The sequence below is a fragment of the Arthrobacter sp. 05T47 genome (assembly GCF_056395825.1).
The window spans coordinates 1-16,902 of record NZ_JBFTKG010000051.1; the positions used below are offsets into that span (position 1 = coordinate 1).

Here is a 16,902-nt window from a genome sequence, read left to right on the forward strand (position 1 = left end):
GGTCGAGCCAGTCCGCGGCCTCCCGGCGGCTGCCGCCGCGGCCAGCACCGCCGCCGTCAGCGTTGGCGCGGCCGGCGGCGCGGCGAGCACCGCCGTCGTCCGCACCGCCGTCGTCCGCGCGCGGGCCCCCAGGTGACCCGTTCGGGAACAGGAACGGCCGGGTGACGGAGGAGTCGACGTCGGCGAGGCCGGCCACGGGCCCGCTGTAGAGCACTTCGCCGCCGCCTTCACCGGCGCGGGGACCCACATCCACGAGCCAGTCCGCGCGGCGGACGATGTCCATGTTGTGYTCCACCACGAACACCGAGTTGCCCGAGGACTTGAGCTGGTCCAGGACGGCCAGTAGGGGCTCGGCGTCGGCGGGATGCAGRCCGGCCGAGGGCTCATCCAGCACGTAGATCACGCCGAACAGGCCGGAGCGGAGTTGGGTGGCGATCCGGAGCCGCTGCATTTCGCCGGGGGAGAGCGTGGGGGTGGCCCGGCCCAGSGCGAGGTAGCCCAGGCCGAGGTCCAGCAGCACSGTGACGCGCTGCAGGAGGTCGCGCGTGATGGCGACGGCCACCTCGTTGCCCTCGCCGGAGGACTGCTTGCGTGAGGCGGTTCCGGCCTTCGTGAGCTCGGTGGTGGGGCGGATGATGTCTGCCAGKTCCGTCAGGGGGACGGCGTTGAGCTCGGCGATGCTGCGCCCGGCGAAGGTGACGGCGAGGGCGGCGGGCGTGAGGCCGCTGCCGAGGCAGACCGGGCACGGGCCGGTTTCCATGAAGCGCAGYACCTTCTCGCGCATGGTGGTGCTCTTGGAATCGRCGAGCGTATGCAGCACGTAGCTCTTGGCGCTCCAGAACCGGCCTTTGTACGGCTTGGCGACSCGGTCGCGCTGGGGCGTYACTTCCACMACGGGCTGCTCCTCCGTGAACAGGATCCAGTCGCGGTCCTTTTTGGGCAGCTTCCGCCAGGGGGTGTCGACGTCGTGGCCCAGGTGGGTGAGGATGTCGCGCAGGTTCTTGCCCTGCCAGGCGCCGGGCCAGGCGGCGATGGCGCCGTCGCGGATGCTCAGCGAGGTGTCCGGGACCAASGAGGACTCGGTGACGGTGTGCGCGATTCCCAGGCCGTGGCATTCGGGGCAGGCGCCGGCGGCGGTGTTCGGGGAAAACGCGTCCGAGTCCAGCGGGCCGGCTCCCTCCGGATAGCTGCCGGCGCGGGAGAAGAGCATGCGCAGCGAGTTGGACAGCGTGGTGAGGGTGCCCACSGTGGACCGCGAACTCGGTGTCCCGCGGCGCTGCTGSAGCGCGACGGCGGGCGGCAGCCCGGTGATCATTTCCACCTTGGGGTTGTGCCCCTGCTGGATGAGGCGGCGGGCGTAGGGGGCTACGGATTCGAAGTAGCGGCGCTGTGCCTCGGCATAGATGGTGCCGAAGGCCAGCGAGGACTTGCCCGAGCCGGAGACGCCGGTGAAGGCGACGATCGCGTCGCGGGGCACGTCCACGTCCACATTGCGCAGGTTGTTCTCGCGGGCACCGCGCACCCGGACAAAGCCGTCCGTCGGCCTGCCGGGAACCAGATCAGGAACCASWTCGGGAACCGCGTCRGGAACCRCTTCGGGAAGGGGCGGCTGCGGCACATCGGAAGCATGCTGGTTGCTTTGCATTGATTCGACTCTATCGGTGATGCCCGGCGGGCATATCCTTACCGGATGGAAWCGAACGACGCCGAGACTCGGCTTACGGAGACAGAGCCGGAAGAAGAACCGGAAGCRCCCGAGGCCGGCGAACCGCTCGCCCTCCCGGTCGCGGAACTGCACCTGCATATTGAAGGAACCCTGGAACCGGAGCTGATCTTCGCGCTGGCGGAACGCAACGGGATCCAGCTGCCCTATGCGGACCTGGACGAGCTGCGCTCGCGCTACGAGTTCACGGACCTGCAGTCCTTCCTGGACCTGTACTACGCCAACATGGCTGTGCTGCAGACGGAGCAGGACTTCGCGGACATGACCCGGGCCTACCTGACCCGGGCGGCGCTCGCCGGCGTCAGGCACGCCGAGATCATGCTGGACCCGCAAGCCCACCTCTCCCGCGGGGTATCGCTGGAGACGTGCGTCAACGGCGTGGCSTCGGTGCTGGCCGGATCCCGTGAAGAGTTCGGYATCTCCACCCTCCTGATCGCGGCCTTCCTGCGCGAYCTCACCGAGGAATCGGCCCTCGAGGTGCTCGAGCAGCTGCTSGCGATGGAMGCCCCCATCGCCGGAATCGGGCTCGACTCGGCCGAGGTGGGCAACCCGCCGGCGAAGTTCGAGCGGCTCTTCGCCCGGGCCAAGGAAGCCGGGCTGCACCGGATCGCGCACGCCGGCGAGGAGGGCCCGCCGTCGTACATCATCGATGCGCTGGACATCCTCGAMGTGGAGCGGATCGACCACGGCATCCGCTGCATGGAAGATCCKGACCTGGTGGAACGGCTGGTGGACGAGCTCRTGCCGCTGACCGTGTGCCCGCTGTCCAACGTSAGGCTCCGGGCCGTGGACACSCTGGCCGAGCACCCGCTGCCGGCGATGCTCGCGGCGGGGCTGAACGTCAGCGTGAACTCGGACGATCCCGCGTATTTCGGCGGGTACGTGGACGACAACTTCGCGCAGCTCAAATCGGTGATCGGCCTGTCCGAGTTCGACTGCGTGCGGATGGCCGCGAACTCGATCCGTTCATCCTTCGCCAGCGAGGAACGCAAAGCCGAGCTGCTGGCAGACCTGGCCGCGTCAGGGCACTAACCCCGCGTTGCCCTATCAGATAGGGTCCCTAAAACGGGCGGATRGGGACCATAGCTGACAGGGSAACGGAGCTAGGTGTCGATCGTGCCCATGTTCGGATAACGCGAYCCGGCTGCCACCCCGGCTGGSGCGAGTTCRTCCAGGCGGGTGAGGTCCYCGGSGGAGAGTTCGACGTMGGCRGCGCCCAGGTTCTCCCGCAGCCGGTCGCGCTTCTTGGTGCCCGGGATGGGAACGATGTGCTCGCCTTGGGCCAGCAGCCAGGCCAGGGCCAGCTGCCCMGGSGTGCAGCCCTTAGCRTCCGCCAACTCCTTGACCCGGTCCACGAGCTGCAAATTGCGGGCAAAGTTCTCCCCCTGGAAACGCGGGGAGTGCCGGCGGAAATCGTCCGCCGCGAAGTCATCCGGGCTGCGCAGTTGGCCGGTCAGGAAGCCTCGGCCCAGCGGGCTGTAGGGGACAAATCCGATGCCCAGCTCGGCCAGGACCGGGAAAACTTTGGTCTCCGGCTCGCGTTCCCACAATGAGTATTCGGTCTGCAGCGCGGTGATGGGGTGCACCGCGTGGGCTCGGCGGATGGTGTCGGCGCTGGCCTCGGACAGGCCAAGGTGCCGGACTTTGCCGGCCTGCACCAGCTCAGCCATGGCTCCGACGGTTTCCTCGATGGGGACGGTCTTGTCCACCCGGTGCTGGTAGTACAAGTCGATGTGGTCCACGCCCAGCCGCTGCAGGCTTGCGTCGCACGCGGCGCGTACATAGTCCGGGGAGCCATTGATGCGCACCCAGGATCCGTCGGCCCGGCGTTCATTGCCGAACTTGGTGGCCAGGACCRCGYYGTCCCGCCGGCCGGCAATGGCCCGGCCCACCAGCGCTTCGTTCGTGAACGGGCCGTACATGTCCGCGGTGTCGAGMAGGCTCCCGCCGGCGTCGAGAAAGGCCTGAATGGTGGCGATGGACTCGTTTTCATCGCTKTGGCCGTAGAACTCGCTCATTCCCATGCAGCCCAAACCCAGRGCCGAGACGGTGAGCGAACCGAGCGTACGGGATTCCATGGATATATCTCCTGAATCWGAAAAGTGGGGGGCGGCCGCCGGCCTGTTCGTGCAGGGGGACGGCTCGCAGTTGGCAGACCGCCACTCTAGGCCTATCGGGCGTGGGGCACAACGGCTGGTCGATGTAACGCGGGCTCACCCTTGCCGGGGGATGCGCCGGGGTGTGCCGCGCGGCAGAGTGCAGATATGACCAACACCACCGGACAGCGGCGCAAGGGCCCGCTGCGCCAGGTGATGCCGGGACTCGACGTCGCCGCCGCGTACCAAAAAGACTGGCTCGGCAAGGACATCATCTCCGGGATCGTCCTGGCGACGCTGCTCGTTCCCCAGGGCATGGCCTACGCMGAGCTGGCCGGACTTCCKGCGATCACCGGGCTGTACACCACCGTCCTGTGCCTGGTCGCCTACGCGGTCTTCGGCCCGTCCCGCATCCTCGTCCTKGGGCCGGACTCCTCACTGGGCCCGATGATCGCGGCCACGGTCCTGCCSYTGGTCGCGTCCGGCGGGGACCCGCAGAARGCRGTGGCGCTCGCGTCGATGCTCGGGCTYATGGTCGGSGYCATCATGATCCTGGCCTCGGTCGCCAAGCTCGGCTTCATCGCKGAYCTSATCTCYAARCCYACGATGATCGGCTACATGAACGGMCTGGCGCTSACCATCCTGGTCGGSCAGCTSCCCAAGCTCTTCGGGTTCAAGGTGGACAGCGACAACTTCATCGGTGACCTTGTCGGCTTCGTGCAGGGGTTGGCCAGCGGTGAGACCGTGCCGGCCGCGGCCGCCGTCGGCATCAGCGGAATCGTGGTGGTCCTGGCACTGCAACGGTGGCTGCCCAAGGTCCCGGCAGTACTCGTCATGGTGGTGCTCGCGATCGCGGCCACCACGGTTTTCAGCCTCGCCGACAAGGGTGTCTCCCTGGTCGGGGAACTCCCGCAGGGCTTCCCGCCGTTCACCATCCCGCACGTGTCCCTGCAGGACATCGGGCTGATGTTTGCCGGCGCCCTGGGAATTGCGCTGGTCTCGCTGACGGACACGATTTCGACGGCGACGGCGTTCGCCGCGCGTTCCGGCCAGGAGATCCGCGGCAACCAGGAGATGATCGGGATCGGTGCCGCGAACCTGGCCGCTGGCTTCTTCCAGGGCTTCCCGGTGAGCACCAGCGGCTCCCGGACCGCCGTGGCWGAACGTTCCGGCTCCAAGACCCAGCTCACGGGCCTGACSGGTGCCCTGCTGATCGTCCTCATGCTCGTGCTGCTGCCCGGGATGTTCCGSAACCTGCCCCAGCCKGCCCTGGCCGCCGTCGTGATCACTGCGTCCGTCTCGCTCGCCGACATTCCGGGCACCGTGCGCCTCTTCCGCCAGAGCAGGACCGAGTTCAGCCTGTCGCTCGCGGCCTTCCTCGGTGTGGTCCTCCTCGGTGTGCTGCCCGGCATCGGCATCGCGGTGGGACTGTCCATCCTCAACGTGTTCCGCCGGTCTTGGTGGCCTTACCAGACGGTGATCGGGCGGGTGCCGGGCCTCGAGGGGTTCCACGACATCAACGTCCACCCGGATGCGAAGCACCTGCCCGGCCTGGTGATCTACCGGTTCGACGCGCCGATCTTCTTCGCTAATGCCACCACCTTCCGGGACAACATCCGGCGGCTGGCGCGGGTCGACCCCAGTCCGCGGTGGATCCTCATCGCGGCAGAACCCATTACGGACGTGGACACCACCGCCGCGGACATGCTGCTGGACCTGGACCGCGAGTTGAACGCGCAGGGCACGTCGCTGGTCTTCGCGGAGCTCAAGCACCGGGTCCGGGCGAAGGTGGAAAAATTCGAGCTGACCCGCGAAATCGAGCCGCAGCACTTCTACCGCACCATCGACGCCGCTGTGGCCGCCTATTCCGCCCAGACCGGCGCGGATTGGAGCGCCGGGGACTGAGCATTACCCGGGCGTGACGGGCCTGGGGCGTAGAACGGGCCTACGAACGCGCCTCCGAACGCAGCCTACGAACGCGCATCCTGGCGCTGCGCGGCCGGCGTGCGGGCGCTGCGGGTGATCCACCAGCCCAGGGCGGCCATGGCCAGGCCGATTGGAATCCCGTACGGCGGCAGGCCCACATTGAAGCCCAGGGCCCCGGCGACCACGAACACGGCACCGGTCCACGCCGGGAACATGTGCGTCCGCCAGCCGACGATGCCGAAGATAATCCAGCCGAGCGCAAACAGCACGTAGCTCGAGAGCGCGCCGATCACCAGCATCCCGGACCCGCCGGCGAGGATGGCACCGGGCGCGGTTTCGGCGATCCACGGCCCGGCAAACCCGTCGAACCACATGTTCCCGGCCATGTCCATGGTGCCGACGAGGGCGGCGCAGAACCCAACGACGCCGAGGACGCCGGCGCTGTCCGCGTACCTCATGTAAACGGACACCAGGGCGAGCATCAGTCCGATGAAGACCACGAAATAGAACGCGTTGGCCAGCTGGAACGGCGTCTGGCGCATCATCTCGATGCGCTCGAGGCTGTGGTCGGCGGCGAGCAGGCGCCAGAGGTCCTCAGCGGCGAAGGCCAGGCCGGCGGCCAGGGCAATGGGCCCGGCATGGGCCAGCAGGGGTGAGGACATGGTTCCTCCTTAGCGGTGGATTCGATCCGTTCCGGATGCCCCGGAAGGGAGCTGCACCGAGTCGATGGCGGAGGCAGGCGCCGTGCGCCAGGCGGCCCGGTCCAGGAGAACGGTGGTGAGGACGGCAAGGACCACGACGGCGAAGTAGATCAGTTCCGCCCGGTCGGCGTCGGCACCGGTGAAGCCGAAAGAACCCACCGTGAACGTGCCCTGGGCGTTGTGGAAGAGGTACGTGAGCAGCACGCTGCCGCCGGTGCGGTTGAACAGCCASACGTAGAGGAARGTGATGRCGAAGGTGGTGGGCARCCCGATCRGGCTGAGCTGCCCGAACACGACCAGCGGCAGGTGCCAGAGGGACACCATAAMGCCAAGSAGGGCCGCGGACCGCAACGGAGTCCACCTGGCCTGCAGCAGGGGCRCGGCATRCCCGCGGAACCCGGGCTCCTCTCCCAGCGGTCCATCCAGCGGATTGACCAGGCGCACGGCAAAGACGGCCAGGAGCCCGGACCAGGTCACSTCGGCCARCCCCGGTGCAGGGGCGCCGAGGGCCATATTAATTAATCCGGTGAGCAGCGCCATCGCGGCCGGGAGGAGGAGGGCCACGGCGTACCAGACCCAGCCCACCCGCCACCGGACCAGCCGCCGGCCCCAGGCCCGGTAGCCGGCTCTGCCCTCGGCGAGCCCAATGATGATCAGCGCCGCCGCGAGCGGACCGATCGGCAGGAACTCGAACTGCGGCATGAGTCCGGCCGCATAGAGTGGCCAGGAGCACCAGGAAATCGCGAAGGCCAGGACAAAGAACGCCGGGAGGCGGTGACGCTGCAGCCAGATTCTGAAACGGGCCATGAAGTCTCCTGGGCAACAGGGACGTATGCGGCCCATTGTCCGCCTACGGCCGTCCCCGATCCAGCACTCCCCGAAACCAACGCGGAGTCACTTACGGCCGGCCCCGGCCTTTTTGATGGGCTGCAAGTGACCCCGCGTTTGTTTTCTACTCGCGGGTAGCGGTGAGTTGGACCCTCGTTCACCCCGGTGGGCCCTGTCATAGTGGGTCACGACACATAGAGTTAACGAAATCCACTCGCAAAATCTCACCTTTCCTTGGCAAAATGCAGGTGGATCAATTGCTTCTAAAGGAGACCCATGGGCGCGAACACCGCGGAAAACACCAACCTTCGGCTTAAGGCCGTGCTGGATGTCCTCGCAGAGGAGGTTTGGACTGGCGAGAAGCTGAACGCCGGAGCCGTACTGGGCGAGGCAATCGCACGGGTGCCCCTCAACGACCACGAGAGTGAACTGCTCAGCGGCGGCATTCCCCGCGGCCACAAGACGCTGACCACGGCCACGGGAAAGCTGGTCAAGGCCGGCTGGCTGGTCAAGGGACGCTCCGGCTGGTCAATCACCGACGACGGCCAGCGCGCCACGGTTGCTTTCGCCGAGCCTGCCACCTTCAGCTCTGCGCTCGACGCCGGCACTGCGGTTCCGGCCGGCACGCCGCTGCCGTCTGCTCCCGCAGAAAAGCCCGTAAAGGCAGAGAAGGCAGCAAAGCCGGCCAAGGCCGACGCAAAGGCCGACGAAGCGCCGTCGAAGACGTCCAAGGTTGCCGGCAAGGCCGCCAAGCTCGTCGAGGAGGCCGTGGCCCCGGTGGCCAAGGCCGTGCGGAAGCGCAAGCCCGCCGCCAAGGCCACGCCTGAAACAGAGGCAGAAGCCCCGGTGGCACCGGCYGTCAGCGTCGAAACCATCGAACAGCCGGAAGCCGTCGCGGTTGCCGGTGACTTCAACGTCCTGATCGGYGCGCCCGCCAACTGGGCGCCGCAGTATGACGAAGCCCAGATGGAACTGGACCAGGTGGACCAGCTCTGGAAGATCGCCGCGGACGTTCCGGCYGGCTTCTACACCTTCAAGATCGCCCTGAACCGCTCGTGGGACGAGAACTACGGTGCGTTCGGCGTCTTCGACGGCCCCAACCACGAAGTGCACCACGGCGGCGGCCTCCTGGTCATCCAGTACGATCACCGCACGCGGGACATCGTCCTGCCGTAGGCRCCGACACCCAAACATCCTGCCGACACGCAAATGACCCTGCGACACCCGAATTCCGGTGTCGCAGGGTCATTTGCGYGTCGCGGGCRGATTTGCGCGTCCTGAGCCTGCCCGGGGACGCCGGACCCACCTAGCATTGCCTCATGGATACGGTCGAGGTTGCGGGCCTGCGCATCCGGTATCAGCGGGCGGGCCAGGGTCCTCCGCTGGTCCTGCTGCACGGCGCCTACGAGGACAGCCGGATCTGGCGSCGGCAGYTCGACGGGCTGTCGGATGAATTCACTGTCTTCGCCTGGGACGCGCCCGGGTGCGGCGGCTCGGACGATCCRCCGCCGGACTTCACCGGCGAGGACTTGGCCGGCGCCCTGGCCGGATTCCTGCGGGAAGCSGTGCCGGGCGCCCCGCACCTCCTCGGGCTGTCCATGGGCTCCGGGATTGCCCTGGAGTTCTACCGGACCTACCCGKCRGTSCCGGCGTCSYTGCTGCTGGTCTCGGCGTATGCCGGCTGGGCGGGATCCCTGCCGCCCGARGAAGTGGAGCGCCGCTACGCGCAGGTGCTGGCCGAACTCGAGCAGCCGCCGGAACAATTCATCCCCGTGTGGATTCCCACGTTGTTCACGGACCGYGCTGATCCCGCGGMCGTCCARGAAACCAGCGCCATCATGGCCGACTTCCATCCCAGCGGCATGCGGGCACTCTTGCACGCGAACGCCCATGCCGACTAYCGCGATGTCCTGCCGGGCATCGCKGTGCCCACCCTRCTGCTGTACGGCACGGCGGACGTCCGCTCACCGCTGAGCGTGGCCCGCGAGATGMACCGCCAGATACCGGGCTCSACGCTCGTGCTGATTCCCGACGTCGGACACATGGCCGCCGTCGAAGCGCCGGAGGCCTTCAACGCCCAGGTCCGCCGGTTCCTTCACGGCGTCACCGGCGGCTGACGCCCGCTAGAAMCGGGTCGGGTCCGGCCGCGGGGGCAMCGGGCCGGGGTCCGGAATCGGGAGGGGATTGGGCGTCGGGAACGGACCCGGAGCCGGYGACGGCGTGGGCGCGGGACCGGGCACCGGATCTGGCCCCGGAACCGGCGGCGGCGTGACCGGGCCGGGCTCGGGCGGGAACGGGTCCCCGGGCTCGGGCGGCGGCGTGGTGGGGCCCGGTTCCGGCGGAAACGGGTCGGGTTCGGCGGGTGGGGGAATGGTCATAACTGGCTTCCTTTCTGGGCCGGCGATTTCGTGGCTGGCGTTCCGGCTAYGACGATCAGGCGCCGCTGCGCCGGCGCAAGACCCGCAGTTCCCASGGCCGCAGCCGGATCGCGCCGCCCTGKACGGCAGCCGCGCCTGAACCGGCGTCGGACGTACCGCCGCCGGACGTACCGCCGTCGGACGGGTAGTTGCCCAACACCAGCTCTGAGTCATCCCAGCGCTGAGCGCCGAGCTCGACGCCGCGTTCGTCACCGGAGAAGTTGCCCACCACCAGCAACTCCGCAGTCGCAGTGCCGTCCGCGGGGGCGCCGGCGGAATCCGCCAGTGCCCGGGTGAACGCGTAGACGTGCGGGTCATCCGACAGCAGCATGGTGAAGGTCCCGTGCGAGACCACCGGCTCGGMATGCCGCAGGGCTATCACCTTGCGGTAGAAGCTGAAGACCGAGTCCGGATCATCCACCTGGGCGGCGGCGTTGATGTGRTTGGCGTTCGGGTTCACCGCGATCCAGGGAGCCCCGGTGGTGAAGCCGGCGTGCCGGGAGGCGTCCCATTGAACCGGGGTGCGTGCATTGTCCCGGTTCAGCGGCGCGAGCGCGGCGAGGACTTCGGCGTCGGTGTGCCCGAGGTGCGTGGTGGCTTCGCGATGGTGGTTGAGGACCTCGATGTCGCGGTAGTCGCTGATCGCGCCGAACGTCATGTTGGTCATGCCGAGTTCTTCGCCCTGGTAGACGTAGGGCGTGCCCCGGTGCAGATGCAGGATCCCGGCCAGCATCTTGGCGGACAGCTCCCGGTACTTCCCGTCGTCGCCGAACCGGGACACGGCGCGGGCCTGATCGTGGTTGCCCCAGTACAGGCTGTTCCAGCCGGTCTCGGCCAGGCCKTCCTGCCAGCGGCCCAGGGTCTGCTTCAGCTCGGTGAGCAGGAGCTTCTTGGGCCGCCACTTGTCGCCGTCCTCCTGGTCCAGGGCCACGTGCTCGAACTGGAACACCATGTCCACCTCCGCCCGGGCGGGGTCGGTGTACAGGATSGCGTCCTCCACGGTCACGCCGGGCATTTCGCCGACCGTGAGCAGTTCACCGKYGCGGCCGGCGAAGACTTCSCGGTGCATCTCCTGCAGRAACTCGTGCATGCGCGGGCCGTCGATRTARAACGGSGTGCCGTCGCCAAAGAGCTTGCCGTCGGCRACKGGYCCGTCCGGCAGCGAGGTGTCCTTGGAGATGAAGTTGATGACATCCATCCGGAAGCCGTCCACGCCSCGGTCCAGCCACCAGTTCATCATCTCGTAGACCGCCGCCCGGACCTCGKGGTTCTCCCAGTTCAGGTCCGGCTGCTTCTTCGARAAGATRTGGAGGTAGTACTCCCCGGAYGCCTCGTCGAACTCCCACGCGGGGCCGGAGAACGCCGAGCCCCAGTTGTTCGGCTCCGCGGCCGTGCGSCCCTGGGCCCCGGCGCCGGCGTCGACCTCCYGSGGYTGCCGCCACCAGTACCAGTCGCGCTTCGGGTTGTCCTTCGAGGACCGGGATTCCACGAACCAGGGGTGCTCGTCCGAGGTGTGGTTGACCACCAGGTCCATCACCAGCTTCATGCCGCGCGCGYGGAGCCCGTCGGTCAGTTCGCGGAGCTCCTCAAGTGTGCCGAAGAGCGGATCGACATTGCGGTAGTCGCTGATGTCATAGCCGTTGTCATCCTGCGGCGAGGTRTAGATCGGGGAGAGCCAGACGACGTCGACCCCCAGCTTCTGCAGGTAGTCCAGCTTGCTGATGATGCCGCGGAGGTCGCCGATGCCGTCGCCGTTGGAGTCGGCGAAGCTGCGCGGATAGATCTGATAGACGACGGCGCGTTGGAACCAGTCGCTCGCAGTGGCCTTGGGTGTTTCCGCGGGTGCTTGTTCGACCGTCATGGGGGACTCCTCAGCTGGTCCGTCAGATCGGGGCAGCGCGTTGCTGACCCGCCAACGTCTGATTATTGACCAGTTGGGGAGGGCTGGGAAGACCCTGCCCGGCCCTGCCGTTGGGTGATGCTGTTGGGTGAAAGCTCAGTTCTGCGAGGCCACGGCGTTGTCGCGGTCCTCGAAGACGTCCTCGCCGGGACCCGAGAAGGCCTTGGACCGCTGGATCGCCTCGATGGACCCGGTGAACAGCTGGGAGTCCTGSGGGTCGGCGTGCCGGTGGTGCTCGRCCGTCGCGCCATCCTTGACCGACCGCTGGGACCCCGTGACGGCGTCGGACGCGGCGGATCCAGTGGATCCCGGCGCTGCCGACGGCATGGACTCGAGGCGAATGTGGGGGAGTGCGGTCGGGTGGTCCTGCTGCAGGAACAGCACCAGTTCCTCGCGGATCAGGCAGCGGAGGTCGAACAGGGCGGCGCTGTCCGCGGCGCTGACCAGGATGCGCACCCGGACAAAGCCGGCGGTGGCGTCAGTGATCTGCAGGATTCCCACGCGCTTGTCCCACAACGGCGTCTCGGCCAGGACCGTTTTCAGTTCGGCGCGCATCGCCTCGACCGGRGCSCGCCAGTCGAGGTCGAACTCCACCGTGCCCATGACCTCGGACTGCCGCCGGGTCCAGTTCTCGAACGGSGTGGTGGTGAAGTAGGTCGAGGGCAGGATCAGCCGGCGGTCRTCCCAGATGTGGACCACCACGTAGGTCAGGGTGATCTCCTCGATCCGGCCCCATTCCTTCTGGACCACCACCACGTCATCCACCCGGATGGCGTCCGTGAAGGCGAGCTGKATGCCGGCGAAGACGTTGACCAGCGAGGTCTGCGCGGCGAGGCCGGCGACGATCGAGATCACGCCGGCCGAGGCCAGGAGCCCKGCGCCGAGGGCCTGGATCGCCGGGAACGTGAGCATCATGCTGCCCAGGGCCACCACCACGATCAGGGCGACGCCGATCCGCCGGGCCAGGATCACCTGGGTGCGCAGCCGCCGGGCGCGGCGGTTGTCCGCGACATCCACCCGGTACCGGGTCAGGACCATCGCCTCGACGATCAGCAGCATGGCRATGGCGAGCCAGGCCAGSGAAGCAATGAGCGCAATCAGCAGCAAGTGGTCCAGGCCGTGGCGCCATTCGAGGTCCCCGGTGGCGGTGGCCAGTGCGATSCGGACGGCGATCAGGCACAGYGACAGCCGCAACGGCATCCGGGCCACGCGGGATGTCTCGCGCAGTTCGGGTTTGCTGCGGTTGAGCCGGAGCACAATCTTGCGCACCAGCCAGGACAGGACGAGTCCGGCAACCGCGGCGAGGGCCATGGCCAGGAACGGCATTGCTTGTGTCAGGAACTCTTGCATTGTTTAAGCTCTAGCAAGCTTCCGGAGGCAATTGAAATCGCYGGGATGTCAACGTGGGTCCGGTCACGCCGCTGCGGACGGCGGCAAGGCCCGCCTCCGCCCCGGGAAGGCCCGYCCCYGCSCCGGGACCTTTGGCACTTGTTTGTCACCCCTGACGTTYTAGATTGGTCGGACCACTTGAATCCCGGGGGGAGGGTGACATGCGTCGATTCAGCGTGATCGGCTCGGCAGTATCGGCCGGTTTCTTGGTTGCGGYACTGCTTGGCGCCTGCGGCGCGCCCGCGACCCCGGCTCCGACGTCGCCGGCGATTCCCTCCGTCCCTCCGCTGACGTCCGCGCCGGGCARCRGCGATGCCGCCCCGACCGAGGCGCCGTCCTCGCCGGCCACGCCCGCACCGACGGCGGCGGACTGGCAGATCTTCACCACCGCGGACGGGAAACTGCAGTTCGACCACCCGGCCGAGTGGACCGTCAAGGACCGCGGCGCCGAGACCACTCCCGGCGSGGTGTTCGTGGAGGTCCTCACCGCGGCCGGCAAGTCAGTGGCCACRCTGCGGACCAACGTGGYCACCGGCGCGGAATGCCCGCAGCGRATCCCSTACTCCGTGTTTGACCTGGTGCCCGTTCCGGCCCTGGTCCAGCAGGGGGTCACGCCGCACTTCATCTTTGAGTTGCGGCTGTACCCGGCGGAGAAGGACCCCACCAAGGCCAACGTCATGGCTTACGGCATCAGTTCGGCGCCTAAACCGTCGGGGCCCGATGCCTGCCCGATCTTCCAATTCTTCACCTGGCCGCCCAGTGGAGCGTCGTTCGGAGGCGTCTACAACCCCCTTGACGCCACGCCCGGCAACGAGCCCAATATCGACACTCCCGAGGCGTACCTGGAGACCTCCGAGTACAAGGACATCAGGAAGATGATCACCTCGCTGCGTCCGGCCGGGCAGTAGGGCGCCCGGGCTGATGGTGAAGCAGCGGCAGGAACGCGGCGCCGGGGGCGAGGCGGTGCGTATGAGGGGGCGACCCGCGGCACCTGTGCGACCGCTCGTTCCGGCGCTGGTCCTGGCGGCCCTGATGTTCCCAACCCTGTTGCTGGCCGGTTGCGGCTCGCCGGCGGGTCCGCTTGCGACATCCGGCGCCGCGGCGTCACCGGGCGCAACGTCCGGAGCCCCGGCTCCGGGAACCCAGCCCGGAACGCAGGGAACACACGGGACCGCGTCTCCGGGGGCCGCCTCGGAAACGGCGACGGAATCCACGCCGGGAACAGCGCCGGGGACCACGACGCCGGCAACCTCACCGCCGTCGGGGGCGCCGTCGTCGTCCGYCTGGAAGACGTTYACGACRTCGGACGGGACGCTGAGTTTCGACTATCCGGCCGCGTGGGTGATCCGKGACCCGGCYGGGGAGGCGCCGCTGGGCGGGRAGTTCGTGGACGTGGTGAACGCCGCCGGGAAGCAGATGGCCGCGCTGCGCACCAATGTGGTTACTGGSGCCGAATGTGGYGACCAACAGCCGTACATRCTCATCGATTCSGAGCCGATGCAGGCGCTCGCCGAACCCGGCGCGGCGGACCAGAATGTGCCGCGCTACGTCTTCGARGGCCGCGGGGACGTCACGGCGGCGAARGCGTCGCCGCCCACGTACGCGTCGTATGGCATCACCATGATGCCGGAGGTGACCGAACCGGTGTCGTGCCCGATGTTCCAGCTCTTCCTCTGGCCGCCCAGCGGCGCGCTGTTCGGCCAGACCTATGATCCGGCGAACAACACGACGCCGGGRGACCCTGGGCTGCCGTATYTGGAGAAGGCGAARCTCTATGCCAGCACGGCGGAGTACCAGGACGTCCGGCGGATGATCACSTCGCTCCGTCCGGCCGCCAAGGATTCRAGCACGGGCGCCGYGACGGAGCCGGCGAAGTAGATGCGGGCGGGCGGGCYCCGGCTGGGCGGCGCAATGGCGGCCGGCAACTCAGCGGGCTGACGAACTGGATTCGCGCTAGACGGCGGGCAGGTGCCGGTGGTGGTGGTGAATTGCCGCTGTGCGGTTGCCGGATCTTCGACAAGCTGATGCAGTGCAAAAAACAGCTTTTCGCGCTCGACGGGGGCTCGAAAGAGCCAAAAGTCCCTTTGTGTCTGGGCGGTCAGACTGGGCGGTCAGACTGCGCCCGGATGCCTGAGCCTGCATGACTGAACCGGGTAGGACTAAACCCTGTATGACTAAGAACTAGGACGCCCCGCGGGCGCTACATTGGGAGCATGACGGAGAAACGCCCCGCGCAGTTTCCGGCCGATTCCGGCGAATCCGTGCGGCTGAACGCGCGGGTGTCCGGGGTGGTCCAGGCTGTGGGCTTCCGGTACTGGACAGTCCGGAAGGCGGAGGAGCTGGGGCTCAGCGGCACTGTCAGGAACAACGTCGACGGCTCCGTGGGCATCGTGGCCGAGGGGCCGCAGTCCGTGGTGCTGGAGTTGCGGCGCTGGTTGCGCTCGCCGGAGGCACCGGGCCGGGTGGAGCACGTCGAAGAGTCCGTCTCGGCCGCGACCGGGGAGTTCGCCGGATTCGACGTGGCGTACTAGGTCCCGGGTTCGGGGCGAAGGACCCTCGGCAGCGCGGCGCGAGGCGAGTAGCGTGTGCCCATGCAGAAAATATCGATCGATGCCTTAGCCAGGCAGCAGGTCGCGGCTGCCCTTGCGGCAGGGAGCGGACGGGCCGCGGACACGGTGTTCGGCGGGCACGAGAAAGTTCTGCGCCAGACCGTCATGGCGTTCAAGGCCGGMACRCAGCTGAGCGAGCACCAGAACCCCGGCGAGGCGACCGTGTTYGTGCTYCGCGGCTGTGTGCGCCTGCGGGCAGGCAACGAATCGTGGCAGGGCAAAACCGGCGATCTGCTGATCGTGCCGGACGGGCTGCACAGCCTGGAGGCCGAGGAAGACTCGGCGATCCTCATGACGGTGGCCAAGATCAAGACCTGAACCGGCCCGATTCCGGGTGGCCCGCAGCCATTCGACGAGGCGAAGGAGAGGCCGAAAGTGAATTCCAGGAAGGCCAGGGAGCCCGGGCATTTGCGCGCYAAGCGYGAAAGGGAGCGCGCGGCAGCGGCCGGGTGGGCCGCCGTCGTCGTRYTGCAGATCGGGGGTGCGAGATGAAGGCCGTGCCTTCCCTGGAAGAGGTTCCGGAAACCCGACGGTGGTGGGCGAGGGGGGCCTACGCCGCCGTCGTCCTCGCGGTGGCCGTTCCCTTGGTGGCTGCCGGGTTCGCCGGCACTGTTGCGCTGGTGGTGACCGGTCTCGGCGCCGTGTTGGTGTCCGTGGCGGCGATCTACTGGTTCCTCATCAGCCGCGGTTTTCTGCGCTGGTGCGCCCTGGCGCTGGCGGTCCTGGCCCCACTTGTGGTGGTRRTCCTGTACATCCAAGCCAGCCTGCTCCGGGAAGTGATCATCTCCCTTGCACTGGTGTTTGTTGCATTGGTCTGTGCCCGCGCCGCCCTCAGGGAACCAGGGGAGGGCAAGGCAATGAAGGAGCACCCCGCTCCCACCTGGGAGCACGCCTTCCTGGTGATGAATCCGCGGTCCGGCGGGGGCAAGGTGGTGAAGTTCGACCTCCAGCGCAAGGCGGAGGAACTCGGAGCCGAGGTGGCCCTTCTTGAGGGGCCGGGGCCGGTGGATGTGGATGCGTTGGCCCGGCAGGCCGTGGAGCGCGGGGCCGATCTGCTCGGCGTCGCCGGTGGTGACGGAACCCAGGCACTGGTGGCGGGCATCGCCGCCGAGCACAATCTGCCGTTCCTGGTGATCAGCGCCGGCACCCGCAACCACTTCGCCCTGGATCTCGGGCTGGACCGGGAGGACCCGAGCGGCTGCCTGGAGGCCCTCAAGGACGGGGTGGAGCTGCACGTCGACCTCGGCAAGATCAACGGCCGCACGTTCGTCAACAACTCATCGTTCGGGGTGTACGCCGAGGTGGTGCAGAGC

At 68.0% G+C, this 16,902-nt stretch carries 15 protein-coding genes; 9 read left to right on the forward strand and 6 right to left on the reverse strand.

From position 1 onward, the window contains the following. Positions 1-1,645: excinuclease ABC subunit UvrA (locus AC1DEY_RS21250; RefSeq protein ID WP_476869717.1), on the reverse strand; the 1,645-nt coding region annotated here is incomplete at its 3' end. A 45-nt stretch (positions 1,646-1,690) separates the two neighbouring features. Here AC1DEY_RS21250 and AC1DEY_RS21255 point away from each other — a divergent pair. Then, complete coding sequence (locus AC1DEY_RS21255) at positions 1,691-2,755, forward strand: adenosine deaminase (RefSeq protein ID WP_476869718.1); 1,065 nt, start codon at positions 1,691-1,693, stop codon at positions 2,753-2,755. Positions 2,756-2,826: 71 nt separating this feature from the next. Here AC1DEY_RS21255 and AC1DEY_RS21260 read toward each other — a convergent pair whose 3' ends face one another. Further along, positions 2,827-3,801, reverse strand: a complete 975-nt coding sequence (locus tag AC1DEY_RS21260) for an aldo/keto reductase (RefSeq protein ID WP_476869719.1) — start codon at positions 3,799-3,801, stop codon at positions 2,827-2,829. Between the two features lie 186 nt (positions 3,802-3,987). Between AC1DEY_RS21260 and AC1DEY_RS21265 the strand changes: the two genes are divergently transcribed. Next, a complete protein-coding gene (locus AC1DEY_RS21265; RefSeq protein ID WP_476869720.1) occupies positions 3,988-5,724 on the forward strand; it encodes a SulP family inorganic anion transporter in 1,737 nt (578 codons plus the stop codon). Positions 5,725-5,789: 65 nt separating this feature from the next. Here AC1DEY_RS21265 and AC1DEY_RS21270 read toward each other — a convergent pair whose 3' ends face one another. Both AC1DEY_RS21270 and AC1DEY_RS21275 read right to left on the reverse strand, forming a co-directional pair. After that, entirely contained in the window at positions 5,790-6,407 is a 618-nt protein-coding gene (locus AC1DEY_RS21270; protein ID WP_476869721.1) for a hypothetical protein, read from the reverse strand. Positions 6,408-6,416: 9 nt separating this feature from the next. Continuing rightward, positions 6,417-7,253: a CPBP family glutamic-type intramembrane protease gene (locus tag AC1DEY_RS21275; RefSeq protein WP_476869722.1), complete on the reverse strand. Its 837-nt coding sequence runs from the start codon at positions 7,251-7,253 to the stop codon at positions 6,417-6,419. 297 nt (positions 7,254-7,550) lie between these two features. Here AC1DEY_RS21275 and AC1DEY_RS21280 point away from each other — a divergent pair, with 297 nt between their 5' ends. Beyond that, positions 7,551-8,450 carry a pullulanase X25 domain-containing protein gene (locus tag AC1DEY_RS21280; protein ID WP_476869723.1) on the forward strand — a complete coding sequence of 300 codons (900 nt, stop codon included), beginning with the start codon at positions 7,551-7,553 and terminating at the stop codon, positions 8,448-8,450. Positions 8,451-8,593: 143 nt separating this feature from the next. Then, complete coding sequence (locus tag AC1DEY_RS21285; protein ID WP_476869724.1) at positions 8,594-9,391, forward strand: alpha/beta fold hydrolase; 798 nt, start codon at positions 8,594-8,596, stop codon at positions 9,389-9,391. Between the two features lie 316 nt (positions 9,392-9,707). Here AC1DEY_RS21285 and AC1DEY_RS21290 read toward each other — a convergent pair whose 3' ends face one another. Continuing rightward, positions 9,708-11,552 carry an alpha-glucosidase gene (locus AC1DEY_RS21290; protein WP_476869725.1) on the reverse strand — a complete coding sequence of 615 codons (1,845 nt, stop codon included), beginning with the start codon at positions 11,550-11,552 and terminating at the stop codon, positions 9,708-9,710. 135 nt (positions 11,553-11,687) lie between these two features. Further along, positions 11,688-12,941, reverse strand: a complete 1,254-nt coding sequence (locus AC1DEY_RS21295) for a mechanosensitive ion channel family protein (RefSeq protein ID WP_476869726.1) — start codon at positions 12,939-12,941, stop codon at positions 11,688-11,690. Positions 12,942-13,141: 200 nt separating this feature from the next. Here AC1DEY_RS21295 and AC1DEY_RS21300 point away from each other — a divergent pair, with 200 nt between their 5' ends. The 5 genes from AC1DEY_RS21300 to AC1DEY_RS21320 all read left to right on the forward strand — a co-directional run. Then, positions 13,142-13,888, forward strand: a complete 747-nt coding sequence (locus AC1DEY_RS21300) for a hypothetical protein (RefSeq protein ID WP_476869727.1) — start codon at positions 13,142-13,144, stop codon at positions 13,886-13,888. A 589-nt stretch (positions 13,889-14,477) separates the two neighbouring features. Continuing rightward, the gene (locus AC1DEY_RS21305; RefSeq protein ID WP_476869728.1) at positions 14,478-14,858 is read left to right on the forward strand and encodes a hypothetical protein; all 381 of its coding nucleotides are present in this window, start codon (positions 14,478-14,480) and stop codon (positions 14,856-14,858) included. Between the two features lie 335 nt (positions 14,859-15,193). Continuing rightward, the gene (locus AC1DEY_RS21310; protein WP_476869729.1) at positions 15,194-15,511 is read left to right on the forward strand and encodes an acylphosphatase; all 318 of its coding nucleotides are present in this window, start codon (positions 15,194-15,196) and stop codon (positions 15,509-15,511) included. A 60-nt stretch (positions 15,512-15,571) separates the two neighbouring features. Continuing rightward, on the forward strand, positions 15,572-15,907 hold the full coding sequence (locus AC1DEY_RS21315; RefSeq protein WP_441410024.1) for a cupin domain-containing protein: 336 nt from the start codon (positions 15,572-15,574) through the stop codon (positions 15,905-15,907). A 170-nt stretch (positions 15,908-16,077) separates the two neighbouring features. Beyond that, a partial coding sequence (locus AC1DEY_RS21320; protein WP_476869730.1) for a diacylglycerol/lipid kinase family protein occupies positions 16,078-16,902 on the forward strand: 825 nt, incomplete at its 3' end.